This is a genomic window from Accumulibacter sp. (assembly GCF_031732815.1).
Lineage (GTDB): Bacteria > Pseudomonadota > Gammaproteobacteria > Burkholderiales > Rhodocyclaceae > Accumulibacter.
In genome coordinates, this window is sequence record NZ_JAVMKF010000187.1 from 1 (window position 1) to 23524 (window position 23524).

Below are 23524 nucleotides of genomic sequence, written 5' to 3' on the forward strand. Positions count from 1 at the left end.
TCAGCGCCTGCGTCACTTCTGACGCAGTGCAACCGCCCACAACCAGCGCGTTGGAGCCAAGCGGACTCTCCAGATAAGTCTGACACGGAGCGTTGGCGATCACCCCGCTGGTCATGACGCTCGCCTGCGCTCCGGCGGACGCAGCCAGAGCGACGACCGCCGCGGCGACTCTTGTTTTGCTACCAAATTTATTCATCGAGGACTCCTTCGACTTCACTCGCCGACGCTGTCAGGCGGCCGGTTCATGAGGATTTTTCCAATGGGTTATACAAGTCTCGGTTTTTGGCCGTACGCTTAAGGCAACCGCACAGCTTCGACTGTACCTGACTCGGGGATTTTGATGCAATTACCGTGCCCGAAACCGAAGGCATTTGTTTTAAGTCGCATTCCCAACAGGAGTGCCGATTTCTCGCCAATCTCGAGCGAAGAAGTGTAAAATTTATCGACACTTAGCACACCGCCCAGGCGCGCGAGCTGAGCCTCCCGCAGGCACGCATCCCCGCCCGCACATGTTGCCCTGGCTTCTCACTGACAGTCTCGGTCATCGGTGAGACGAGGGCGCCCGAGGCCGTCAATGGAGCGCAAGAACATACGCTGCAACCCTGCCGACTCGCCTTGGATACGCCGTCGTCATGAACGCAAAAACGATTGACCGCTTGCCCGTGGGTGCCGATACTAGCCCCCGTCCGCCATGCAGCAGGCTCGGACGATATTCCCTGCACGCTAGTGCAGCCTTGTTTTCTTGACGAAGGAGGGAAGCCATGCGCACTTTCGCCATCATGCTGTCGGGATTTGTGGTGCTGGCCGCGGCAGACCACGCCGACGCCGCAAAGTCCAGGACGGAAGCCAGATCAATCGCCGAATGCGGCAAAGACACGCGCGTTGCCCGGCGCAATGGAGACGGCGTCGTGACTGCCGACGAGAAGCGGAAGCGCGGGTGCATCATCGACATTCAGGCCCTGCATCCAACGCAGTCGGCGGTGGGCATGGACGCGGTCGAATGCAAGGCCGCAAAGATCTCCAGCAGGGCAAGGGCCGGCAAGCTCGACGACTACCTGCGTGCCGACAACCGTTGGGTGCCGATCGTCCGCGGGCCGGGCGGGAAGTTCTATCTGACCGATCACCACCACCTGTCGACCGCCGTCTGGAACGCCGACATCAAGGACAAGGACAAGCGGGTCTACGCCTACCTCATCGCCGACCTTGCCAAACTGCCGGAGGACGCTTTCTGGGCACGCATGGTCAAGGACCACGACACCTGGCTGAAGAACCCGGCGGGTGAGGACATCACGCCCAGCCAGTTGCCTAAGCACATCGCGCGCCTGCAGGACGATCCGATGCGCACCCTCTCGGCCTGGGTGCGCAGTAGCTGCGGCTACGTCAAGTGCGACCCGGTCGGCGTTGCCAAGGACGATGATGAACTCTCCTGCGAGGACAAGTTCCACACCAGCGTCACTTGCGCGGCAGCCGACGTCTACTTTCTCGAATTCAAGTGGGGCAGCTACCTGGCAAGCGTTCCAGAAGTGAGGGAGGCGCTCGGTGAAGGCGCGAGCTGCCCACAGCAGGCGCCCCTCGACGACAAGTGCCTCGATGCGCAGTACGACCGCTTGAGCAAAGCCTTGCCGGCCGCGATGAAAGCCGCCGCTGCACCGGAAGCCCTGCGCGCGCTCGGCCGGGAGTCCGGCTACAACCCGGTTGTCCAGCCGGGCATCGCGCAACCGAAACACTGCAGGTAGACAACCCGGATCCGCAGCTCACCCGGGCGGCCCGCTTGCTTCGCCAGCGAGCAGGAAGTCGATCGCTGCACGCCACCAGCGATCGCCGACGCGCAGGAACCAGTCGTTATGGTCGGCACCGGCGATGATCGACAGACGCTTGGGCGGCGCCAACGCCGCCCCCAGCGCCTGCCCGAAGTGCGCAGGGATGACCCGGTCGTGCTCGGCAATTGCAACGAAAACCGGCCGACCGAAAGACGCCAGATTGGCCGCACTGTCATACCGGTCTCGCAGCAATGCGCGCACCGGCAACAGTGGGTAATGATGGCGCGCGACGTTCTCCAGCTTGTCCCAGGGAGTGATCAGCAGCACACCGGCAACGGCGTCGCGGCGGCGCGCACTGGCCGCCGCGGCAACACCGGCACCAAGCGATTCGCCAATGACCAGTAGCGGCCCCGGGTAGGAGTCGCGGGCCAAGCTGATCGTCCGTACGGCGTCGGCCACCAGGCTCGTTTCGCCGAGCGCGCCGGTACGCGGACCGTAAGCCGGATATTCAGCGAGAAGCACGCGCAAACCAAGCGGCACCAGCGCCTCGGCATAGTAATCGCGGTGGCCGGCATGCCCGGCGTTGCCGTGAAAGACGATCACCGTCGCGCGCGCTGGAGCTTCCGGCTCGGCCAGCAAAGCACGAAATTCGGGCGCCGTCGGCCAGGGGGCAAGGCCACCGGAAAGCATTTGCATTTCGTCGAGAGTAGCCCGTTCGGGGTAGTAGAGCAAATGATCCTGAAACATGGTGACTCCCACGAGGCCGATCAGGCCGACCAGTGCTGCCCATCCTATCGTCATGGCGAACAAGCGGCTGGACCAGCCGACGCGCACACCGGCCGGGCCGACAAGTCGCCAGCGGGCCATGTCAGGCCGGCTGCTGCCGCCGGATCAGGCACGCGTCTTCGAACAGCGAAGTGATCTCCACCCGGCAGATCCGCGGATCGTCAGGCACGAGGTAAAGGATGGGCGTCATCAGTTCCTCGAAGATGCCGCGCAGACTGCGCGCGCCGGTCTTGTACTCGATGGCGATCTCGGCAATCTGCTCGAAAACCCGGGGACTGATGCTCAGCTCGACGCCCTCACCCCGGAAGATCTCGATGTACTGCCGATAGATCGAGTCCTTCGGAACGCTCATGATGCTCACCAGCATGGCCTTACTCAACGGATGCAGATTGGCAATGACCGGCAGGCGGCCAGTGAATTCCGGGATCAGCCCGAACTCGAACAGATCGGTCGGTTTGATGCGCTTGTTCAGGCGGTCGAGAATGCTCTGATTGTCATCAAGAGAAGTGGCGATGAAACCAAAACCATGCGTCTTCGACATGATGTTCTCGATGCCGACGAAAGCGCCACCGCAGATGAACAGAACATTGCTCGTATCGATGTAGCGATTGCCCGGCAACTTCACCGGGGCGCCCTCCATGATCTTGAGCAAGGCGTGCTGGACGCTCTCGCCGGAGAGCGCCTGCGTCTGTTCTTTCGTCGCCTTGAGCTTGTCGATTTCGTCGATGAAGACGATGCCGTGCTCGGCGCTTGCCAGCTCACCACCCGCCTTGTCGATCAAGCGCTGCAGAACGGCCTCGATTTCCTCATTGACATACTTCGTCTGCGCCAGCGAGGTCGCATCGGCGGTCGCAAAGGGAACGTCCAGCAGACGCGAAAGCGTGTCGCAGAGCAGCGTCTTGCCCGTTCCCGAAGGCCCGACGAGCAGGATGTTGCTCTTGGCGACGGCACCCCGGCTGCGCTCGGCAGCGGCGATCTTGCGATAGTGCGCGTAGACCGCAACCGCAAGAATCTTCTTCGCTTCATCCTGACCAATGACGTACTGATCGAGATAGCGCACGATCGCGCTCGGGGTGGTTTCTCGGCTCAGCAAGGGCTTGCCCTCCATTCAGGACGAGGCTTCGCAGGGGCCGGCGCGAGGCCGGCCGGCGAAGCTCGGCAAGTCCTCCAGGCGCTGGAACGCGACCACCGGAAGTGCGCCGCTACTTCCCCTTGAAATCGAGGAACATCTTGAAACAGCGGGCAAACGCGAGAGGCGTTTCGCAATGCTCGGCCCACAGTTGCTTAGTCAGCGAAAAGGAGACGTCGCCCTCGGCTTCCGTATCCTTCACCCAGACCAGGCGCCGATCACTGAAGACACCGGTCGGCAAACGTGCGTGAATGAAATCCCAGACTTCATCGAGCGTTTGAAAATTGCCCAAATCCCCGGCCCCATCGGCGCCTTCCTCTTCTTCCATGAAAACCTGGTAGCGCATGACAACACCCTCGGCAGAGTAAGGTCCCCACACTGGACCAGCGACGACCTGCGTAGCTTACAGCGCGCAATTATTCGCCAAGGCGATTAAATAGTCCATCCCGCCGCCGCCTCGACGGACGGTGACGGCGGCAAGCCTGGCTTACGGCGCGTCCAGAAGGCTGCACGGCGGTGATACAATGCCCGGTTATTTTCCAGACCACTGACAGGAGACCGATGTGCTGATCAGCACCGCCCACGCCCAAACCGCCGCAGCCAGCGACCCAACCGGTGGCTTCATGCAGTTGCTGCCGATCATCCTGATGTTCGTCGTCCTCTATTTCCTGATGGTACGTCCGCAGATGAAGCGTGCGAAGGAACATAAGGCGCTCGTCGAAGCGCTGGCCAAAGGCGATGAGGTGGTGACCGGCGGCGGTATTGCCGGCCGCATCACGCGCGTCGGCGAGCAGTACATCGGCCTCGAGGTCGCCGAAGGCGTCGAGATTCAGGTGCAGAAGCCAGCGGTAACGCTGGTCCTGCCCAAGGGTTCGTTGAAATCCCTCTGACCCGGCGGACGTGCGCTGGCGCGAGCGATGCCCCCCATGCCATCTGATTGCAGAAAGCCATGAACCGATACCCGTTGTGGAAATACGTCATCGTTGCCTTGGCCGTGGTGTTTGGCTTTCTGTACACCCTGCCCAACTTTTTCGGCGAATCGCCCGCCGTTCAGGTGTCGAGCGGCAAGGCAACGGTCAAGGTCGACAGCAAGGTGCTCGAGCGTGTCGTCGCCACGCTGCAGGCCGCGGGAATTGAGAACAGCGGTATCTTTCTCGATGCCAATGGGGTCAAAGTCCGCCTACGCGACACCGACGCGCAGCTCAAGGCGAAGGATCTGATCGAGAAGCAATTCAATCCGGATGCCGGCGACGCACAGTATGTCGTTGCCTTGAACCTGCTGTCGAGTTCGCCGCAATGGCTGAGCTCGCTGCACGCCTTGCCGATGTACCTTGGCCTCGACTTGCGCGGTGGCGTGCATTTCCTGCTCCAGGTCGACATGCGGGGAGCGCTGACCAAACGCCTCGACGCACTGGGCGGCGACCTGCGGACGCTGCTGCGCGACAAGAACGTACGCCACGCCGGCATCACGCGCGAAGGCGAACGCGTAACGATTCGCTTCCGCGATGCCGACACACGAACCAGGGCGCGCCAGATCGTCGAAGACAACCAACCGGATCTCCAACTCGCCGAACAGGGCGAGGGCGACGATCTGAAGCTTGCGACAACACTGCGACCGGAAGCAATCAAGCGTCTCCAGGAGTTCGCCATCAAGCAGAACATGACGACGCTGAGCAACCGGATCAACGAACTGGGTGTCGCCGAACCGGTGATCGCGCAACAGGGCGCCGACCGCATCGTCGTCCAGTTACCCGGCGTGCAGGATACGGCCAAGGCGAAAGACATTCTCGGCCGGACAGCAACGCTGGAAATCCGCATGGTCGATGAAACACCCGGTGCAGTCGAGGCAGCGCAAGCGGGTCAGCCGCCCTTCGGCAGCGATCTGTACGTCGAACGCGGCGGCCTCCCGCTGCTTGTCAAGAAGCAGGTCGTGCTGACCGGCGACCGACTGACCGACGCCCAACCCGGCTTCGACAACCAGACGCACGAACCGGCCGTTCACCTGACACTCGATGCGGCCGGCGCGCGCATTTTCAAGGATGTGACGCGCGATAACGTCGGCAAACGAATGGCCATCGTGTTGATCGAAAAGGGCAAGGGTGAGGTCGTCACGGCACCGGTGATCCGCTCCGAGATCGGCGGCGGTCGCGTCCAGATCTCGGGCCGCATGAGCACGATGGAAGCCAACGACACGGCGCTCCTGCTGCGCGCGGGGTCGCTTGCCGCGCCGATGGAGATCATCGAGGAGCGGACGATCGGACCCAGTCTCGGCGCCGATAACATCCGGAAAGGATTCCATTCGACGCTCTGGGGCTTTGCTGCGATCGCTGCCTTCATGATCGCCTACTACGTGCTTTTTGGTCTGGTCTCGGTGATCGCCCTGGCCTGCAACCTGCTGTTCCTCGTTGCCCTGCTTTCCCTGCTGCAAGCAACGCTGACGCTACCCGGGATCGCCGCCATTGCGCTCGCCCTGGGCATGGCGATCGACGCCAACGTGCTGATCAACGAACGGATCCGTGAGGAACTGCGCAACGGATCGACGCCGCAAGCGGCGATTCATACCGGCTACGAACGCGCTTTCGGTACGATCCTCGACTCGAACATCACGACGCTGATCGCCGGCGTCGCGCTGCTCGCCTTCGGCTCGGGCCCGGTGCGCGGTTTTGCCGTCGTTCACTGCCTGGGCATTCTGACCTCGCTTTTCTCCGCCGTCGTCGTTTCGCGCGCCTTGATCAATCTGATCTATGGGCGCCGGCGTCGAACGGAGTCACTCGCCATCGGCCAGATCTGGAAACCCGGTAACCAACACGGCGTAATCGCCGACTGAGGAGGCACGACGATGGAATTTTTCCGGATCAGCAAGGACATCCCGTTCATGCGCCACGCGCTGGTGTTCAATGTCATTTCGCTGGTCACTTTCCTGCTTGCCGTCTTCTTCCTGTTCAGCCGCGGCCTGCATCTCTCGGTCGAGTTCAGCGGCGGGACGCTGATCGAACTCAGCTATGCGCAGGCCGCCGATCTGGAAAAGGTGCGCGGCGCTCTCGGCAAGGCCGGCTATACCGACTTTTCCGTGCAGAACTTCGGGTCGAGTCATGATGTGCTGATCCGCCTGCCGCTGAAGGCTGAACAGAACACGGCGAAGATTGGCGAGTCGGTGATGAATGCGCTGTCCGTCGAAGCCCCGGGCGCGAGTCTGCGCCGAGTCGAGTTCGTCGGGCCACAGGTTGGCAAGGAGCTTGCCGAAAACGGCGCGCTCGCCTTGTTGCTCGTCGTCATCGGGATCGTCGTCTACCTGGCGTTCCGCTTCGAGTGGCGTTTCTCGGTCTCGGCGATCATCGCCAACCTGCACGACGTGGTCATTATTCTCGGCTTCTTCGCCTTCTTTCAGTGGGAGTTTTCGCTCTCGGTACTGGCCGCGGTGCTGGCCGTTCTGGGCTACTCGGTGAACGAATCGGTCGTCGTCTTCGACCGCGTGCGCGAAACGTTCAAGAAGGTCCGTGGCCTGACCACTGCCCAGGTCCTCGATCATGCGATCACCAGCACGATTTCGCGTACGATCATCACGCACGGTTCGACCCAGATGATGGTCCTTTCGATGCTCATCTTCGGCGGCGAAACGCTCTACTATTTCGCGCTGGCGCTGACCATCGGCATCTGTTTCGGAATCTACTCGTCGGTCCTCGTCGCCAGCCCGCTCGTCATGTGGCTCGGCGTGTCGCGCGAGCAATTCGTCCGTGTGAAGAAGCAGATCGAAGGAGCCAATCGCGACGGCGCAGTCGTTTAAGCCGAGTGCCGCGATTGCCGGGTGCCGCGGCGCTGCCGCCGGCATGACAGGATGGCCGCGCAGCGTTGCGCGGATTTCGGCGTACGCGTAGAAGAGAGGAGCAAGCGATGAACAAGCAACGCATTCTGCTTTGGGACCTGCCGACACGCGTGTTTCACTGGTCGCTTGTCGCTCTCGTCGTGGCTTCGGTGATCAGCGGGAAAATCGGCGGTAACGCGATCGTCTGGCACGGCCGCTGCGGATTGGCGATCGTCGGTCTGCTCGCCTTTCGCCTGGTCTGGGGACTCATCGGCTCGACCTACGCACGCTTCCTCAGCTTCATTCCGACCCCCGCTTCGTTGATCGCCTACCTGCGCGGTCAGTGGCACGGCGTTGGCCACAATCCGCTGGGTGCGTTCTCGGTCTTCGGCCTGCTTTGCCTGCTTGCCTTGCAGGCGGGGACCGGCCTGTTTGGCAACGACGATATCGCCTTTCGCGGACCGCTCGCTGGACTGGTCAGCGGCGAACTCAGCGATTGGCTGACCGGCGTACACAAGCTGTCGATCAATCTTCTGATCGCGCTCATCGTGCTACACCTGGCAGCCGTCACCTTCTATGCACGGGTCAAGAAGGATAATCTCGTACAGCCGATGGTAACCGGCTGGAAGGAGGTCGAGGCCGGACGGGCCGAGTCGGCAACCGGCGGCGGCTGGCGGGCATTCTGCGTCGCGCTGTTGATCGCTCTGGCCGCTGTGTACGGCGCCTCCGGTGCGTGGTGGCGACCGACGCCGGTTACACCGCCGGCATCGGCCCCAACACCCACCTGGTAGGCAACGCCCAGGCGAAACGGAGAAGCGGCCGGCGTCCCCGCGCCGACCTTACGATGCTTCCTTGACCGAATATCTCAGTCGTTGCGGTACTTGTCGTGGCAGGCTTTGCAGGTTTCGCCGGTCTTGCCGAACTGCGCCTTGACCGCCGCCGCATCGCCGCCAGCAGCCACCTTCTGCAGTTCGTTGGCCTCCTTGTTGAAGGCCATCGCCAGTTCCCTGACCTTGTCCTGTTCCTTGAAGAATTCGGGCTTCACCCGCGTCTTCTGGCCGCCTACCTCCTTGTCGGTACCCGGCCCATAGAGCGCCCCCATGCCGGAGTTGGCTGTCGCGGCGATCAGGTTGGCGGCTGCGACCACCTGCTCCTTGTTGTAGCTCCCTTCCAGATTGGCCTTGATCTTGCCCATGTTCCACGACATGAAGCTGTACCCCGCCTTGCGGTATTTGATCATCTCTTCCGGTTTCAGGGCCTGCTGGGCGAAGACCGTACCGGCCAAGGTGCTCAGAGCAAGCGCAGTCACTAGTTTTCTCATTGATTTTCTCCGTTAGGGTTGACGACAAAGACTACATACAACCAAACCGCCGTTTGGTTCCAGAAATGCTCGCCGGCGCCCAGCGAGTCTAGTCGATCTGACGAAGCGTCTCTGTAACCAGGGTCACTGTGCAACCCCTGGCGTCTGATGGCGATCCGATTGGCAGGAACTCAGCCAGCACGGCTGCGTAGTGCACCGACGACGATGCCCGCCAGCGCAGCAGCAGCCATGATCGACAGCACCGAGCCCCAGGTCGCCTGCTGCGGTCCGACGATCGGCGACCAGACGGCGACCAGCAGGCCACCACCCAGCAAGCCAAAGATGCCACCGACGAACGCTCCACGCTTCACTGCGCCGCGCCGACCATCGTCACCGTAACAGTGCGGACAATATGCCGCGTTCGGCGCGATCGGCTGTTCGCAAGCGGGGCAGACGGGCGCGTCCGGCCGCAAGTCGCTGCTCGCCACTTCGCCGCTGTCAGGCGACTTCCCGACTGCTGGCGTGTCCCCTGCCGCCATCAGATTCGCCGCGCCAGTTCAGCGGCCAGCCCGGTATAGGCGGCCGGAGTCAGCGCCAGCAGTTCTGCCCGCGCCGGTTCAGGAATCTCCAGCGACGCGACGAAATGCTGCATCTCTTCTCGCGTCACGCGCTTGCCGCGCGTCAGGTCCTTCAGCTTTTCATACGGATTTGCCACACCATAGCGGCGCATGACAGTCTGTACCGGCTCGGCGAGCAATTCCCAGTTGGCCTCGAGATCGGCCTGCAGGCGCTCGGGATCGGCCTCCAGCTTGTGCAGGCCACGCAGCAGCGAGTCATAAGCAAGCAGCGTGTACCCCAGCGCTACCCCCATATTGCGCAGGACCGTCGAGTCGCTCAGGTCACGCTGCCAGCGCGAAACCGGCAGCTTGTCTGCCAGGTGGCGCAGCAAGGCATTCGCCAGCCCGAGATTGCCCTCCGAGTTCTCAAAATCAATCGGGTTGACCTTGTGCGGCATCGTCGATGAACCGATCTCGCCCGCGCGCAACTTTTGCCTGAAGAAACCCAGCGAGATATAGCCCCAGACATCGCGATCCAGATCGAGGAGAACCAGATTGGCGCGCGCAAAGGCATCAAACAGTTCCGCCATCGTGTCGTGCGGCTCGATCTGTATCGTATACGGGTTGAACTCGAGGCCGAGCGATTCGACGAAAGCACGCGAAAAACCTTCCCAGTCGTACTCCGGGTAAGCTGCCAGATGGGCATTGTAGTTGCCAACGGCGCCATTCATCTTGCCGCGCAACCTGACCTGGGCAATGGCTATCCGTGCGCGGTCGAGACGATAGGCGACGTTAGCCATCTCCTTGCCGACCGTCGTTGGCGTCGCTGGCTGCCCGTGCGTGCGCGACATCATCGGCAAGTCGGCGAATTCGTGTGCCAGTTCGCGCAGGCGGGCGAGCAGGCGATCGATCATCGGAAGCAGCGTATCGGCGCGCGCCGACTGCAGCATCAAGGCGTGCGCCAGATTGTTGATATCCTCCGAGGTACAGGCGAAGTGGATGAACTCGGCCACGCGCATGACTTCCTGGTTGCCCGACAGACGCTGCCTGATCCAGTACTCGAGCGCTTTGACGTCGTGCTTGGTGACATCCTCGATCGCCTTCACCTGACGCGCGTCGTCGGGCGAAAAGGCCTCGACCAGAGCGTCCATCTCCGCCGTCGTAGCCGGCGAAAAGTCGGGAATCTCGACGAAATGTGGCTCGCGGGCGAGCGCCTTCAACCATCCGATTTCGACCTGCAGACGTCGCCGGATCAGCCCGTACTCCGAAAACAGGGGACGAAGGGCGTCGAGCTTGTCGGCATAGCGACCGTCGAGCGGCGACAGTGAGGTGAGCGTTGTGAGAGTCATGCGAGTCGCTTGCAGGCCGAATGGAAAGCAGATCGAAAAAGGGGGTACCAAGGTTAGCACCTATTCTACCGCGCTCAGCCGGCAACCGTCGCTCATTCTGGCGGCGATGCTATAATTGTGCGACTGATCTTACCCGCAGGATGCAGATGAAGCTTATTGGATCATTGACCAGTCCTTACGTCCGCAAGGCCCGTGTTGTCCTGGCCGAAAAAAAGATCGACTACGATTTCGAGCTTGATTCGCCCTGGGTTGCCGGCAACAGCGTGGCCAGCGCCAACCCGCTGGGCAAGATTCCGGTGCTCGTCCTGGATGACAACACGGTTCTTTTCGACTCGCGCGTGATCGTCGAGTATCTGGACAATGTCGCGCCCAACAACAAGCTGATGCCAGGGCCAAACCGCGAGCGCAGCGAAGTGAAGCGGTGGGAGGCACTGGCCGACGGCGTTTGCGATGCGGCGGCGTTGGTCTTCCTCGAGCGTAAGCGCCCGGAAGAGCAGCAATCGACTGAGTGGATCACCCGCCAGGAAGAGAAGCTCCTGCGCAGCCTCGAGTTCATGGCCGAAGAACTTGGCGAAAACGCGTGGTGCATGGGAACGCACTTCTCGCTCGCCGATGTGGCCGTCGGCTGCGCCTTGGGCTACCTGCTGTTCCGCTTCCCGCAGATCGACTGGCAGGACAAGCACCCCAATCTGGCGCGCCTGTACGACAAGCTGATGCGCCGCGTTGCGTTCTTGGAAACGATTCCGCACGCCTGATCGGCGCCAACCCGCCAAGCGTCGTCGGCCGGCGCTTCAGACGCTCGTGCAGAGCGCTCCCGCGGCCGTGCCGGAGGAGTGCGGCAACGCCAGACGCTCCATCAGATAGCACAGACAGTCCTGGCGGACGGCCCGCTCGTCGAGGGTCAGCATGGCCGGGGTCGCCGCGCGCTGCAGCCTTATGCTCCCATCGCGGCTAGAGAAGTAGGCCTCGCTGACGTCGCGTCCGCTTTCGTCGCGCACCTCGAGTGGCCGGTCGAGCCGTGAGCGTCCGAACACCTTGCCCGCCGCCAAGGGACGAAAATTCATGTGGTCTAGTTGCGCGTGCAGATTTACCTCGGCCGGCGCGTCGCCGAAAGCGAAGGACACCCCCGTCGGGATGCGGACCGTGGCTACCGTATGGTACAAGTCGATGTCATGCTCATGGACGGCGTGCGTGGGAAACTGCGCGAGATGCAGGCAGGCTTCGAGGAAACGTGCGGCATGTTCCTCGCTTGCCGGCGCCCCTGGTTTGCCGCACTCGACAGTGAGCGCCGGGCAATGTGCGGCAAAGGCCGATGTCTGCGACCCGGGCAGACCGCGAAACCAGACGACCGTGCGCGAAAAGAGTAGCGCGAGGTGCAGGACGGTGTGCTCGAGTCGATTGACCACGCTGTAGTACGGATTGATCCCCGTATTATTGTGCACGTCGATGCTGGCAAAGACCTTGCGCGCCAGCATGATTCGCCAGACCTCGCGCATCGCCGCATTTTCCGGCGTATTGCCATGCCGCTCGGTCCCTGGCCAGGTGCGATTGTAGTCGGGCTGGTGGTCAAGCCGGCGCAAGCCCATGCGCGCTGCGTCGACGTTGCCGATCAGGATTGACAGCGCGCGCGGCAACGGGCGTTGAGCATGTGCCCGGAGCATGCTCTGCAAGGCGACGACACCGCTGTCTTCATTGCCATGCTGCAAGACTGAAACGAACAGCGGTTGTGGACGCCGTCCGGGAAGATGAATCAGCGTCGGACCGGGAAGGATACGGTGCAAGTCGCGTGCAGGCGTGTCGAGAAATTTGGCGGGCAGCGTTTCCAGTATGGTAAGCATGCAATCGGGAGGTTAGATAGGCCACTCGTGCACGGGCACGAGGCGGCGCTGATGAGTGAGATAGTCAGCGGTCAGCCGGACGAAATTGCGGTGCTTTGCGTAATGCGCGAGTTGCCAGGCGGCACCGTTGCGTCCACTGCGCAAGCGTCCGTCGATGACGCCCAGGTAGCGGTGGCGGTCTTCGGAGGCTAGCGCCAGTTCGGCCAGCCCTTGCCGCGCCAGCGGCAGCAGTTCGCCTGCCAGCAACTCGCCGGCGGTAATCCGACGTCCTCCGAACCACGTCAGTTCGGCCGCCAGCCCGCAGCGCGCTGCGCGATAGAAGTTGGCGCGGGCGACCGTGAACGGGAGTTCCCGTTCCGGCGCCACGGCCCGTCCAGCCAGGCTGTGTACGGCACCGTAATAGAAGGCAGCGTTGGCGATCATGTCGACAATGCTGGGTCCGGCAGGCATCACTCTGTGCTCGACGCGTAGATGTGGCCGATCGTTGTCGTCGAAGCCGACCAGCAGGCGATTCCAGCGCCAGATCGTTCCGTTGTGCAGCCTGAGATGAGCACAAGACTCGATCGCCCCCGGCACTTCGAACGGCAGCAGAACGGCGTACGAGGAAAGATTCTCGGTGAACAGCTCGGTCGGATCGGCGCCAAGATAGCCCGAACCAAAGGTCACGCGCAGGTGTTCGGGATGGCCTGGATCGCAGCAATCAACGGCTTGTTCGAACAGCGGAATGCGCGTTTCGTGCCACAGCGTACGACCAAAAAGGAAGGGAGAGTTGGCAGTGAGCGCAACCAGCGGCGCGGCAAGAACCAGTGAAGCATTATAGGTGCGCGCCACATCGCGGGCCGGTGTCTGCAGGTGAACCTGAAAAGATGTCGTTGCCGCCTCGAGCATTACATCGCTGTGGGTTGTCGCCAAGCGATCGGTGCCTTCGATGGTCAGCGTCAGCGGCCGACCGCCGCGCAACCGCAAAATCTGTTCGTTGAGCGTGGCGTAGCGTCGGCTGGGCGACATGCTGGCCAGCGAGAGGTCGGTTTCGCGCAGAGTCGGCAGGATGCCGATGGCGATCAGCGATCCCTGCTCTTCTGCCGCCACCTGCTGGCATTGCTGCCAAGTGGCGGTCAGTTCGCATTCAAGCCGGGCCAGCGCGCTGCCCTGGAGAAGCTGTGGAGTGGCGTTGAGCTCGACATTGAAGCGCGACAGTTCGGGGACCACCAGCGGACTGTTCAAGCGGGCGAGGAAGGCGACGTTGCGCGCCGCCGGCAAACAGCCCGCATCGATCAGCCACGCCTCGAGTTCGAAACCAGCCACACGCTGCGCGTCAGCAAACCGCCCGTTGGCATAAGCAGTCCGGGCGTAGCGTGTCTCTTCGGCCAGGCGTTGGCCGAAGCGGGTGAAGTCCTCGCGCGCAGCGCCATGCGTGCCAATTTCCGTACCCATCGGCCATCCTCCCAAAGTCGGTGTCCCACCGGCAAGGCAAAGTCGGAATCGGGTGTGGGAGCCGCGCCCATACTCGGCCCGGGCCGAGCCCGGACAAGCTGGACTGCCGCACTCAGCCGTCAAGCCGGCGACCCGAGCGAGCACATCGTGTGAGCTTAGCACCGGCTGCTCAGGAGAGAAAGGAGCTGGTACCGGTCTCCCGCTGCCGCCGGAGCGGCCCCGGACAAGGCGGCTCGCCTTGCTCGACCTCGATCGCCGGCAGGCTGACCCAGAACCTGATCTTGCCGGCTCGACAATCGACACCCGCCTGGCCGCCATGTCGCTCGGCGACCGTGCGCACGAAATACAGGCCCAGGCCCATGCTCGAGGTTGACCTGGCCTCACCGATGCCCGAACTGAACTGCTGAAAGAGACCTTCAATCTGCTCTGCGGACAACGCTGGGCCATCGTTCTCTACCCAGAAGCGGATGGCCTCTTCCCCATACGCGTCAAGACCGATGGCGACCGGCGTCCCGGCTGGAGCGTAGTTGAGCGCATTGTCCAGGAGATTGATCGCACAGCGCTCGATCGACTGAAAATCGCCCCGGATCCACACCGGTTCATCCGGCAGACGGCGAATGAGTTCGGTTTGCCGGCGCTCGGCGAGCAGATGCACCTCGTCAAGCGCCTGGTCAAGCAGGCCGATCAGCTCGATTTCCTTCATCCGGCGCCGGTCAAGTGTTTCTGCCCGAGCCAGCCAGAGAAAGGCCTGCGCCATCGCCAGCGCCCGTCGCAAGGGCGGCAGCAGACGCTGCGGGTCACACTCCGCTTCGCTCTCGAGCTGGCAGACGACACTGGCCAGCGGAGCGCGCAGGTCGTGCGAAATGAAAGCCAGCGCCTCGTTGCGCTGCGCTTCGAGATCGCGCATGGCTTTCTTGGCGGCCAGCACCCAGGCAATCCGTTGCTCGAAACTGAGGCCGCCCATCTTCGCCAATGAGGCCGTCCCTGATCGCCGGTCCGGAAAGATCGTCTGCAGTTCGCGCAATTCCTCGTCGAAATGGCGCCGTACAGCTTCCAGGCGGCGCCAGCTCCACAAAGGGAAAGCAAGCACACCGGCGATCAGCGCACCGCTCGGCGCGAACCAGATCTGGGTGAGGCCCGGCAACAGGCCGCACGCCATGCTAAGAAACAGGACCCAGGCGATACTCGCCAGCAAACCAGGCAACGGCATCAGGCGCGGCAACCAGAACAGGGGTACGGCAGACAGCAGCACCGTGCAGAGTAAGCCGACGGGCAGCGGCAGGTCATCGATCATCCGTCCTTCGCGCATCGACAAGACAAGATTGGCCTGTACTTCCACCCCCGACATCGGCTGTCCTGGCGGCGACACGGGCGTCATCACCGCGTCGCCAAGACCGACAGCAGTCGCGCCGACAAGCACAATCCGGCCAGCGAAGGTGCCTGGCGGCAGATCGAGGTCAACCGCCGAGGCGTAGGACAATTGCGGCACTGCCCGTGGTGGCCCAGAGTAGGCCAGGCGCTGGGGCGACTCGCGCAGGATGCGAGCGCCAGCCGACGAGCGAGCGCCAAGCACTGCCCGGCCAGCAGCCCCATCACCCGGCGACTGGCGCGCCACGCGCAAGAGTTCGCTCGCCAGCAGGGGCCAAGTGGCCGTACCGACGCCCTCGCGCAGATCGACCGCGCGTACCACCCCATCGGCGTCCAGACGCACGCCAATCCGCCCGATACCCGCTGCTGCAGCGGACAACTCGCGAATCGGCGGCGATTCGACCAGTTGCCCGCCGGCGCCAGCGAATTCAATCACCAGGGGCAGAACGACATTGCCACAAGCGGCCATGGCTTCAGCGAGCAAGCGGTCAGCGTGCGGATCGTCACTCTGCTCACTGAAAGCGACATTGAAACCGATCGCCGCCGGCTTGTCCGCGCACAGCTTGCGAAGCAGGCGCGCATGCCAGAAACGCGGCCACGGCCAGCGACCAAAACGATCGAGACTCTCTTTGTCCACTGCGACGATCAGGACATCCGCCGGCATCGCACGCCAATTCAGGCGCTGGCCGATATCGAAGATCAGATGGTCGATCCGGACGAGCAGACCGCTCACACTCGTCGCCACAGCAATTACGCCGAGCAGCAGAGCAACCCGCAAAACCTCAGCGCTGGGCCAACGGGCGCGACGATTCGGTCGAGACATCGTAAGGGCAGCCTCTACAGGCGGGGAGCGACGTTGGGGAAAATCCTTGCCTGTTCAGACAGCACCGTCAGGCAGAGTGGGCAGTTCACGCGGTACGGCCTGGTGAACTGGGTCAGACTATTGCCCGACAGCGCCCAGCAGGCAATTGGCCAAGCGGAGACATCAGCCAGGACCGCGGGCACGTTCGAGACGGTAGCCATAGCCGTAGATCGAAGTCAGCCGCCAGCCGAATTTCGGAATCAGCCCGAGTTTCCGCCGCAGCGCACTGACATGCACATCGACGGTGCGCGTATCGATATCTGGTGTCAGCGACCAGACGACCTGGATCAGGTGTTCGCGACTCAAGGCGCGCCCGATGTTCTTGAACAAGTAGAGCGCCAAGTCCGTCTCCCGGTCGGTCAGCGCCACTAGCTGATCTTCCAGCGCGATCAGACGGCGGCCATGGTCCACCGTCAGGCGCCCGAAATCGCGTTGCATCGTTGCCGCTCCAGCGCCGCTCCGACGCCGTGTGACCGCCTCCAGGCGCGCCAGCAGCAGAGGGCGCGAAAGCGGCTTGACGATATAGTCGTCGGCACCAGCGGTAAGCACACCGACGACATCCTCCTCGCTGTCGCGCCCCGTGGTAAACACGACCGGTGGCATCGCCTGGCGCAGCTTGATCTGCAAACGCGCCAGAACATCGATGCCGGACAGATCGGGCACCAGCCAATCGAACAGGCAGGCATCGAAACGCCTGCTCTCAACCGCCTGCGCGCAACGCACGCCGCTGCTGAACCACTCCACTTCGTAGCCGGCAGCGTGCAGCCAGTCGGTTACCGTTCCCGCGAGACTGGTTTCGTCTTCAAGGTATGCAATTCTCATGGCAAGCGATTGGCCGACAGCACAGCCGGTGGCAGATAAACAGCAGGCGGGCGAAGATGCGACATCACTTCCACATTGTACCCGACGGAAGGCATCACAACACCTGACCAAGCAGCAAAGCCCGAACGCTTTTGAACTTCGGTCAGCGGTGCCGGGGTTCTGCCGGCACGCCGGGCGGAGCACCCGTCGCCCAGGACGCCGCTTGCAAGCCGTCCAGTCGCCGCCAATGATTGCCGAACAAGCCTTCGAGCGGCCTGAAACTCGCCTTGTAGGCCATCTTCTGGCTGTCGCGAATCCAGTAGCCCAGGTAAAGATAGGGCAGATGATTGGCGACGCACTGCGCAATCTGCCAGACGATGTTGTACGTTCCCAGGCTGGCGGGCTGCAAGTCCGGATCGTAAAAGGTGTAGACCGAGGACAGGCCGTCGCTCAGCACGTCAAGGATGCTCACCATGCGCAGCACGCCATCCGCGGAAAACTCGATCAGCCGCGTATCGACACGGCTTTGCAGCAGGAACTGTGTGTACTGCTCATGGCCGTCCTGATCCATGCCACCACCGGCATGGCGCGCCGCCTGGTAACGCAGATACAGTGAATAGTGATCGTCGCGAAAGCGTAAGGGAAGTTCGCGCACCAGCAGATCGGAATGCATCCGGATGCTGCGCCGCTGACTGCGGTTGGCGCGAAACAGATCGACCGGCAGACGCACCGGTACACACGCCTGACAGTCGTCGCACTGCGGCCGATAGGTAAACACACCGCTGCGCCGGAAGCCTTGACGCACGAGCTCGCCATAGATCTCGGTGTTGATCAGGTGACTTGGCGTAGCGACCAGCGAGCGTGCCCGCCGGGCCGGCAGGTAGCTGCAGGCATACTGCGATGTCGAATAGAACTGCAGCAACGAGAAAGGCAGCTCGGAATCGTCAGGTAAAGCCATGCGTCTCGATCCAAGGCTGGCCCGCCGCATCGCTCGGCCAGCGGCCAGGCTGCCAGTTAGCCGCGACCAGCGTCCGCAGACGTTCCAGGAAGGCCGTGCGCGGGATCTCACGCGCGCCGAGCGATGCCAGATGCGGAGTGCTCATCTGACAATCGATCAGACCGAAGCCCTCCTCTGCCAGGAAACGCGCGAGATGCGCGGCAGCAATCTTCGAAGCGTCGCTGACATGGGAAAACATCGATTCACCAAAAAACGCGCGCCCGATCGCCAACCCATAGAGGCCGCCGACGAGTTCGCCGTTCCGCCAGGTTTCCACCGAATGGGCAATGCCCAGTTCGAAAAGCCGGTAATACGCACGCTGCATTTCATCGGTAATCCAGGTACCTGTCTGACCCGCGCGCGGCGTTTCGGCGCACGCCCGAAGGACCGCCGCAAAGTTGCTGTCCAGCCGCACTTCGCAGCGCGCGCTGCGCAGGCTGCGACGCAGCGAGCGCGAAATCCGGAACTCGCCGGGAATGAGCACCATGCGCGGATCAGGACTCCACCAGAGGATTGGCTCGCCGGGCGAGTACCAAGGGAAGATTCCCTGCCGGTACGCGGCGAGCAGGCGTTGCGGCGACAAATCGCCGCCCGCGCAAAGCAAGCCGTTGGGCTCGGTCAGCGCCTCTGCCACCGGTGGAAACGGTTCGCCATCGGCGAGCCAGTCAATCATTGGCCGGCCGATCGCATAGTCGGCTGGGCGAACCGCTCGCCCTGGCTGCTGGAGGCGAGCGAGTGACGACTGCAGCCGGCACACGCAAGCCAAGCTTCCTCGTTACTGCGGCCCGTGCGGCAGCGCGCGAGGGTGCCTGCTGCCCGATCCGGCAGGCCCCTCAAGCAGAAATTCGATAGCAATGTGCGTTTCATGGTGATCAAGCGTGCAAGCCCGGCCGCGTTACCAGCGGCGAGCGATCATGGTCTGATCAAAATCGATCCGCCGCCAGCCCGAACTGACGCGGCGCACGGCGCCGGCTTGCCAAGGAAGTAGAGGCGACCCATTATAGTTGAGCTTCAAGTCCTCCCCAGACGCCGGAATGCTCGCCTGCGTCGTCGCCCGGCCAGGCGCCGCGCGCAGCAACCGCCGACACAGGCTGACGCGCGCATGCTGGTTGGCTTATGCTGGTTCGCCGGGCGTGCTCACCGGGCACGGACTGCTGCACTGCGCGTCCGAGAATCTGAATGAGACGCTTTCGCACCTGCGCTGAAAAAGAAACGACGCAGAGCGTCGTTTCAGGGCACTACCGCGTTCAGCGTGAAAGCAATCGGCGTGCGCCGTTGTAGCGCTGTATCCAGTAGCTCTGGCGCATGTCCTCGATGCGCACTTCGGCGCCGGTACGCGGCGCGTGCATGAACCTGTTGTCGCCGAGATAGATGCCAACGTGCGAAAAGGCGTGGCGCATGGTATTGAAGAAAACGAGGTCACCAGCCTTCAGTTCGTGCCGGTCGATCACTGTACCCACCTCGCTTTGCTCGCGCGCCGTGCGCGGCAGCAGGATGCCGATGGCTTCCTTGAAGACCAGCTGCACGAAACCGCTGCAATCCAGGCCGGTATCGGGATTGGTGCCACCGAAACGGTAATTGATGCCGATCAGCTCAAAACCCTTGAGAATCAGATCCTGTGCACTGTTGGTGTAGCGCTCGAAAAGCGAAAGTTCATCGGCCGGCTTTGCCGGCTCGCTGGCATGGACATAGCCGGATCCTGAAAGAACGATCAGTGCGGCGCCTAGGAGGGAGTGAAAAAGAGATATCTTGGGCATAAGGACGCAATTTATGTGAAAAATTTCACGCTGTAAAGCCCCCTGTGGCGCCCACCGGTACGCATCACAAACCGTGCAAGCCGCCCTCACAAGGAATTAAAAGTCAAGCAAAACATCAGGCTGCGGCGCCGTGGCAGACACCGCAGCAGGCCTCGGGGAGCGCGCCAAGGGCTGCCATCCGCACTCAACACAACGATTTTTGTGTTTATAATCCGCCACCGCGGCGAATGCGGGAAATGCCTGACTCGCTGAAGCAGCGATCGATTCCTCTTCTTGCAGGGAGTACACATGAGCCCATTCAAGGCTTATCGGATTGACGAGAAAGAAGGTCAGACACGTGGCGCTTTCGTCGAAATGGACGAGGCCGGCCTCGATCCAGGTGAAGTGACGCTCAAGGTTGCCTATTCCAGCGTCAACTACAAGGATGCTCTGGCGGCCACTGGCGCCGGCCGGATCATCCGCCGCTTCCCTTGCGTGGGCGGCATCGACCTCGCGGGAACGGTTACCGCAAGCAGCGACGCGCGTTTCCAGCCGGGCGACCCGGTCATCGCGACGAGCTTCGACATCGGCGTGGCCCACCACGGCGGCTACGCGGAGTATGCCCGCGTGCCGGCGGCCTGGGTCGTTCCACTGCCGACTGGCCTGTCGCTTTTCGAGGCGATGGCCCTGGGAACGGCCGGCTTCACCGCCGCGCTGGGCATCGTGCGCATGGAAGAGAACGGTCTTCACCCGCGCAATGGCCCGGTCGTCGTCAGCGGCGCCAGTGGTGGCGTCGGCAGTCTGGCGGTAGACATTCTGGCCCGGCTCGGCTACCAGGTGACCGCGCTGACCGGAAAGGAGAATGAAACCGAGTATTTGCGTGGCCTCGGCGCGACGGAGGTCATGCTGCGCTCCGATCTCGATCTGTCGCGCGTGCGCCCACTTGACCGCGCGCTCTGGGCGGGCGCTGTAGACAACCTGGGCGGCGACGTCCTGGCCTGGATGATCAGCACGATGCGCCAGGGAGGAACGATCGCGAGCATCGGACTAGCCGCCAGCCCGGGACTGAAAACGACGGTCATGCCATTCATTCTGCGCGGCGCTGCCCTGCTTGGCATTGACTCGGGTTACATCGGCGAACCCTATCGTAGCGGCATCTGGCAGCGCCTGGCGAGCGATCTGCGGCCACAGCACCTGGCTGCGATGACCCGCCGCCTCGCGTTTGACGACCTGCCGGGCTGTTTCGACGACTTCCTGGCCGGTCGCGCCCACGGACGCATCGTCGTCGAGATTGCCGGCGCGTAGACTGCGCGCAGCCGGGAGAAGCAACGAGCTACGATGGAGAATCCGAACCTGGCGTTGCGTGTTCTGATCATCGACCAGTCGCGCATGGTCCGTGCCAAACTGATCAAGCTGATCAGCAAACACTACGGTTTTCGCGAGGAAGCGGATGGCGAAGCGGGCTGGCAGGCTCTCGTGCTCGACCACTCCATCCACCTGGTGATCTGCTCGCTTTCCTTGCCGATTCTCGACGGAGAGGGCTTGCTGGCGAGGGTTCGCTCGTCGAAGCTCGCGCGCCTGCGGCGGATGCCGGTGCTCGTCATCGCCGGCGACAATACCGAAGCGATGGAGCGCGCGCTCGCGCTCGGCGCGTCCGATTTCATCAACCGCGCGGTGAGCAGCAATGAGCTGCTGACACGCATCGAGACGCTGCTGCGCCTTGCCGCGCAACAAGGCGAAGCGAGCGACGAAGCGGCGCAAGGCCGGCAGCACCCGAACACCGGGCTGCCCGGTCGCCGGCAGATCGAGACCGACACCGGGCGCAGCGTAGCGCAGGCGCTACGCAAGGAAACCCCGGTGAGCATCATGATTCTTGGCTTCGACCGTGTCGACCGCCTGCGTGACGAGTACGGCGAGGAGATGGCGCGCGAATTCCAGCGACGCCTGGCCAGCATGCTGGCCAAGAAGGTACGCCGCGAAGACAGCCTGGGCCACTACACCGACGACGACCTGGTCGTCGTGTCGCCGGGAACGCCGTATCCGGCCAGCGAAATATTTGCCCGGCGCCTGTGCGAGGCTTTCGCCGTGGCAAACATCACTGTCCATGGCGAGCGCGTCGATCTGACGATCAGCATCGGCGTCGCCAACACACCGGTTGACCGGCAGAACACGGCCATTGCCCTGTTGGCGCTCGCCGCGCAGCGTTTGAAGGCGGCCCGCGCTGCTGGCGGCAACCGGGTGGTCGCGTGTCTCGAACACGCGCAGCAACCGACCGCACCGGCGATCGGCCACGCAATCAACCTGATCAAGGCCGGGCGAGAAACGGAAGTCATCCCGCACCTCGCGGCGCTCGGCCAGGAAGTACTCCCTTTGCTCGAGCTTCTGGCAAGGGAGCTGAAGCTGGGTCTGCCTCTGGCAGATCTTCAACAACGGATGCTTGACCGCGTGCGGAAAGTCGAAGACGCGCGGCAAGCGTAGTTTCCACGGGTGCAGGTGGGTCATATTTTGCGAGAGGGAGTCTCATGACGACAGTCAAAGAGTTTCACAAGAGGTCAATCGAAAATCCGGACGCCTTCTGGGGTGAAGAAGCCAAGCGCATCGACTGGCACAAACCGTTCAGTCAGGTTCTCGATTTTTCCCGGCCGCCATTCGCCAAATGGTTTGTCGGCGGCGAAACCAACATCTGCTACAACGCCATTGACCGCCATGCGGCGAAGCGACCCAACGACCGTGCCTTGGTCTTCATCTCGACCGAAACCGACCAGGAAGTCGTCTATTCCTTCGCCGAACTGAAAACTGAAGTGATTCGCATGGCGGCGATCATGCAAAGCCTGGGCGTCGGCAAAGGGGACCGCGTCCTCATCTACATGCCGATGATTGCCGAAGCCTTGTTTGCCATGCTTGCGTGCACACGGATCGGTGCGATCCATTCCGTCGTCTTTGGCGGCTTCGCTTCCGGGTCGCTGGCCACGCGAATCGACGACGCCACTCCGAAACTCGTCGTCTCGTCGGACGCCGGCATGCGCGGCGGCAAGGCTGTGCCCTACAAAGATCTGCTCGACGAAGCGATCTCGCTCGCCGTCCATAAGCCGGGCAAGGTGCTGATGGTCGATCGCGGGCTTGACAAGGGCTTCAACAAGGTTGCCGGGCGTGACGTCGATTACGCGACGCTGCGCGCGCAGTTCATGGACGCCGATGTCCCGATTACCTGGCTGGAGTCGTCGGAACCGTCTTACATTCTGTACACCTCGGGCACCACCGGCAAACCGAAGGGGGTTCAGCGCGACACCGGCGGCTACGCGGTAGCGCTAGCCTCGTCGATCAAGCACATCTACTGCGGTGAAGAAGGCGAAACCTATTTCGCCACCTCCGACATCGGTTGGGTGGTCGGTCACTCGTACATTGTTTACGGGCCGTTGATCGCCGGGATGTGCACCATCATGTACGAAGGTACGCCCCTGCGCCCGGACCCCGGTATCTGGTGGCAGATCGTCGAGAAATACAAGGTCAATGTCATGTTCTCCGCCCCGACCGCCGCCCGTGTTCTGAAGAAGGCCGACCCGGCGTACATGCATAAGTACGACCTGTCGAGCCTCAAGCACCTCTTCCTCGCCGGCGAACCGCTCGACCAGCCGACGCACGAATGGATCATGGGCGAGCTTCGCCTGCCAGTGATCGACAACTACTGGCAGACCGAGACCGGCTGGCCGATCCTCTCCGCAATGCCCGGCGTCGAAAAGACGGAAATCCGCTTCGGCACACCGAGCTTCCCGGTGTACGGCTACAACCTCAAGATCTTCCGCGA

The 23524-nt window shown here is 62.6% G+C and carries 24 protein-coding genes; 10 read left to right on the forward strand and 14 right to left on the reverse strand.

What is annotated here, in order from left to right; genetic code table 11:
• Positions 1-196 (reverse strand): hypothetical protein (locus RKP46_RS12210; protein WP_311106893.1); only part of this gene is annotated, 196 nt, incomplete at its 3' end.
• 565 nt (positions 197-761) lie between these two features.
• Here RKP46_RS12210 and RKP46_RS12215 point away from each other — a divergent pair.
• Positions 762-1736, forward strand: a complete 975-nt coding sequence (locus RKP46_RS12215) for a ParB/Srx family N-terminal domain-containing protein (RefSeq protein WP_311106894.1) — start codon at positions 762-764, stop codon at positions 1734-1736.
• 18 nt (positions 1737-1754) lie between these two features.
• On the opposite strand, the gene RKP46_RS12220 is transcribed toward RKP46_RS12215, so the two are convergent.
• The 3 genes from RKP46_RS12220 to RKP46_RS12230 all read right to left on the reverse strand — a co-directional run bounded on the left by RKP46_RS12220 (position 1755) and on the right by RKP46_RS12230 (position 4021).
• Entirely contained in the window at positions 1755-2561 is an 807-nt protein-coding gene (locus RKP46_RS12220; protein ID WP_311106916.1) for an alpha/beta hydrolase, read from the reverse strand.
• 67 nt (positions 2562-2628) lie between these two features.
• Positions 2629-3639 (reverse strand): ATP-dependent Clp protease ATP-binding subunit ClpX, encoded by a 1011-nt coding sequence (gene clpX / locus RKP46_RS12225; protein ID WP_311106895.1) that lies wholly within the window; start codon positions 3637-3639, stop codon positions 2629-2631.
• Between the two features lie 109 nt (positions 3640-3748).
• Entirely contained in the window at positions 3749-4021 is a 273-nt protein-coding gene (locus tag RKP46_RS12230) for a hypothetical protein (RefSeq protein WP_311106896.1), read from the reverse strand.
• Between the two features lie 217 nt (positions 4022-4238).
• On the opposite strand from RKP46_RS12230, the gene yajC reads away from it, so the two are divergent.
• The 4 genes from yajC to RKP46_RS12250 all read left to right on the forward strand — a co-directional run bounded on the left by yajC (position 4239) and on the right by RKP46_RS12250 (position 8268).
• Complete coding sequence (yajC, locus tag RKP46_RS12235; protein ID WP_311106897.1) at positions 4239-4565, forward strand: preprotein translocase subunit YajC; 327 nt, start codon at positions 4239-4241, stop codon at positions 4563-4565.
• 59 nt (positions 4566-4624) lie between these two features.
• Entirely contained in the window at positions 4625-6502 is a 1878-nt protein-coding gene (gene secD / locus RKP46_RS12240) for a protein translocase subunit SecD (RefSeq protein WP_311106898.1), read from the forward strand.
• Between the two features lie 12 nt (positions 6503-6514).
• Complete coding sequence (gene secF / locus RKP46_RS12245) at positions 6515-7459, forward strand: protein translocase subunit SecF (RefSeq protein ID WP_311106899.1); 945 nt, start codon at positions 6515-6517, stop codon at positions 7457-7459.
• Positions 7460-7566: 107 nt separating this feature from the next.
• Positions 7567-8268: a cytochrome b/b6 domain-containing protein gene (locus RKP46_RS12250; RefSeq protein ID WP_311106900.1), complete on the forward strand. Its 702-nt coding sequence runs from the start codon at positions 7567-7569 to the stop codon at positions 8266-8268.
• Positions 8269-8342: 74 nt separating this feature from the next.
• Here RKP46_RS12250 and RKP46_RS12255 read toward each other — a convergent pair whose 3' ends face one another.
• The 3 genes from RKP46_RS12255 to purB all read right to left on the reverse strand — a co-directional run bounded on the left by RKP46_RS12255 (position 8343) and on the right by purB (position 10683).
• On the reverse strand, positions 8343-8798 hold the full coding sequence (locus RKP46_RS12255) for a cytochrome c (RefSeq protein ID WP_311106901.1): 456 nt from the start codon (positions 8796-8798) through the stop codon (positions 8343-8345).
• A gap of 170 nt (positions 8799-8968) precedes the next feature.
• A complete protein-coding gene (locus tag RKP46_RS12260; RefSeq protein ID WP_311106902.1) occupies positions 8969-9148 on the reverse strand; it encodes a hypothetical protein in 180 nt (59 codons plus the stop codon).
• A gap of 167 nt (positions 9149-9315) precedes the next feature.
• Positions 9316-10683 carry an adenylosuccinate lyase gene (gene purB / locus RKP46_RS12265; RefSeq protein ID WP_311106903.1) on the reverse strand — a complete coding sequence of 456 codons (1368 nt, stop codon included), beginning with the start codon at positions 10681-10683 and terminating at the stop codon, positions 9316-9318.
• 146 nt (positions 10684-10829) lie between these two features.
• On the opposite strand from purB, the gene RKP46_RS12270 reads away from it, so the two are divergent.
• A complete protein-coding gene (locus RKP46_RS12270; protein ID WP_311106904.1) occupies positions 10830-11438 on the forward strand; it encodes a glutathione S-transferase in 609 nt (202 codons plus the stop codon).
• A gap of 36 nt (positions 11439-11474) precedes the next feature.
• Here the strand turns inward: RKP46_RS12270 and RKP46_RS12275 are convergent, their stop codons facing one another.
• From RKP46_RS12275 to aat, 6 genes are all read right to left on the reverse strand, one after another.
• Complete coding sequence (locus tag RKP46_RS12275; protein WP_311106905.1) at positions 11475-12521, reverse strand: M14 family metallopeptidase; 1047 nt, start codon at positions 12519-12521, stop codon at positions 11475-11477.
• Between the two features lie 12 nt (positions 12522-12533).
• On the reverse strand, positions 12534-13955 hold the full coding sequence (locus tag RKP46_RS12280) for a glutamate-cysteine ligase family protein (protein WP_311106906.1): 1422 nt from the start codon (positions 13953-13955) through the stop codon (positions 12534-12536).
• Between the two features lie 169 nt (positions 13956-14124).
• The gene (locus RKP46_RS12285; RefSeq protein ID WP_409194138.1) at positions 14125-16146 is read right to left on the reverse strand and encodes a CHASE2 domain-containing protein; all 2022 of its coding nucleotides are present in this window, start codon (positions 16144-16146) and stop codon (positions 14125-14127) included.
• Between the two features lie 162 nt (positions 16147-16308).
• Complete coding sequence (locus RKP46_RS12290) at positions 16309-17007, reverse strand: response regulator transcription factor (RefSeq protein WP_311106908.1); 699 nt, start codon at positions 17005-17007, stop codon at positions 16309-16311.
• 142 nt (positions 17008-17149) lie between these two features.
• Positions 17150-17944 carry an arginyltransferase gene (locus RKP46_RS12295; RefSeq protein ID WP_311106909.1) on the reverse strand — a complete coding sequence of 265 codons (795 nt, stop codon included), beginning with the start codon at positions 17942-17944 and terminating at the stop codon, positions 17150-17152.
• Positions 17931-18656, reverse strand: coding sequence for a leucyl/phenylalanyl-tRNA--protein transferase (gene aat, locus RKP46_RS12300; protein ID WP_311106910.1), 726 nt, complete (start codon positions 18654-18656; stop codon positions 17931-17933). The genes RKP46_RS12295 and aat overlap by 14 nt, the downstream gene beginning before the upstream one ends.
• A 331-nt stretch (positions 18657-18987) precedes the next feature.
• On the opposite strand from aat, the gene RKP46_RS12305 reads away from it, so the two are divergent.
• Positions 18988-19188 carry a hypothetical protein gene (locus tag RKP46_RS12305; protein ID WP_311106911.1) on the forward strand — a complete coding sequence of 67 codons (201 nt, stop codon included), beginning with the start codon at positions 18988-18990 and terminating at the stop codon, positions 19186-19188.
• A 42-nt stretch (positions 19189-19230) separates the two neighbouring features.
• Here the strand turns inward: RKP46_RS12305 and RKP46_RS12310 are convergent, their stop codons facing one another.
• Complete coding sequence (locus RKP46_RS12310) at positions 19231-19740, reverse strand: C40 family peptidase (RefSeq protein ID WP_311106912.1); 510 nt, start codon at positions 19738-19740, stop codon at positions 19231-19233.
• Between the two features lie 288 nt (positions 19741-20028).
• On the opposite strand from RKP46_RS12310, the gene RKP46_RS12315 reads away from it, so the two are divergent.
• The 3 genes from RKP46_RS12315 to RKP46_RS12325 form a co-directional block, all read left to right on the forward strand.
• Positions 20029-21024, forward strand: a complete 996-nt coding sequence (locus tag RKP46_RS12315; RefSeq protein WP_311106913.1) for an oxidoreductase — start codon at positions 20029-20031, stop codon at positions 21022-21024.
• Positions 21025-21057: 33 nt separating this feature from the next.
• Positions 21058-22197, forward strand: coding sequence for a diguanylate cyclase domain-containing protein (locus RKP46_RS12320; RefSeq protein ID WP_311106914.1), 1140 nt, complete (start codon positions 21058-21060; stop codon positions 22195-22197).
• Positions 22198-22241: 44 nt separating this feature from the next.
• Positions 22242-23524, forward strand: a 1283-nt coding sequence (locus RKP46_RS12325) for an AMP-binding protein (protein WP_311106915.1), incomplete at its 3' end; no start/stop codon positions are given.

What these genes read in the sequence shown, in the direction of transcription:
- RKP46_RS12215 (WP_311106894.1), top strand. Translation starts at nt 762, where the DNA reads ATGCGCACTTTCGCCATCATGCTGTCGGGATTTGTGGTGCTGGCCGCG.
- RKP46_RS12220 (WP_311106916.1), bottom strand. Translation starts at nt 2,561, where the DNA reads ATGACGATAGGATGGGCAGCACTGGTCGGCCTGATCGGCCTCGTGGGA.
- RKP46_RS12230 (WP_311106896.1), bottom strand. Translation starts at nt 4,021, where the DNA reads ATGCGCTACCAGGTTTTCATGGAAGAAGAGGAAGGCGCCGATGGGGCC.
- secD (WP_311106898.1), top strand. Translation starts at nt 4,625, where the DNA reads ATGAACCGATACCCGTTGTGGAAATACGTCATCGTTGCCTTGGCCGTG.
- secF (WP_311106899.1), top strand. Translation starts at nt 6,515, where the DNA reads ATGGAATTTTTCCGGATCAGCAAGGACATCCCGTTCATGCGCCACGCG.
- RKP46_RS12250 (WP_311106900.1), top strand. Translation starts at nt 7,567, where the DNA reads ATGAACAAGCAACGCATTCTGCTTTGGGACCTGCCGACACGCGTGTTT.
- RKP46_RS12255 (WP_311106901.1), bottom strand. Translation starts at nt 8,798, where the DNA reads ATGAGAAAACTAGTGACTGCGCTTGCTCTGAGCACCTTGGCCGGTACG.
- purB (WP_311106903.1), bottom strand. Translation starts at nt 10,683, where the DNA reads ATGACTCTCACAACGCTCACCTCACTGTCGCCGCTCGACGGTCGCTAT.
- RKP46_RS12270 (WP_311106904.1), top strand. Translation starts at nt 10,830, where the DNA reads ATGAAGCTTATTGGATCATTGACCAGTCCTTACGTCCGCAAGGCCCGT.
- RKP46_RS12275 (WP_311106905.1), bottom strand. Translation starts at nt 12,521, where the DNA reads ATGCTTACCATACTGGAAACGCTGCCCGCCAAATTTCTCGACACGCCT.
- RKP46_RS12280 (WP_311106906.1), bottom strand. Translation starts at nt 13,955, where the DNA reads ATGGGTACGGAAATTGGCACGCATGGCGCTGCGCGCGAGGACTTCACC.
- RKP46_RS12285 (WP_409194138.1), bottom strand. Translation starts at nt 16,146, where the DNA reads ATGTCTCGACCGAATCGTCGCGCCCGTTGGCCCAGCGCTGAGGTTTTG.
- RKP46_RS12290 (WP_311106908.1), bottom strand. Translation starts at nt 17,007, where the DNA reads ATGAGAATTGCATACCTTGAAGACGAAACCAGTCTCGCGGGAACGGTA.
- RKP46_RS12295 (WP_311106909.1), bottom strand. Translation starts at nt 17,944, where the DNA reads ATGGCTTTACCTGACGATTCCGAGCTGCCTTTCTCGTTGCTGCAGTTC.
- aat (WP_311106910.1), bottom strand. Translation starts at nt 18,656, where the DNA reads ATGATTGACTGGCTCGCCGATGGCGAACCGTTTCCACCGGTGGCAGAG.
- RKP46_RS12310 (WP_311106912.1), bottom strand. Translation starts at nt 19,740, where the DNA reads ATGCCCAAGATATCTCTTTTTCACTCCCTCCTAGGCGCCGCACTGATC.
- RKP46_RS12315 (WP_311106913.1), top strand. Translation starts at nt 20,029, where the DNA reads ATGAGCCCATTCAAGGCTTATCGGATTGACGAGAAAGAAGGTCAGACA.
- RKP46_RS12320 (WP_311106914.1), top strand. Translation starts at nt 21,058, where the DNA reads ATGGAGAATCCGAACCTGGCGTTGCGTGTTCTGATCATCGACCAGTCG.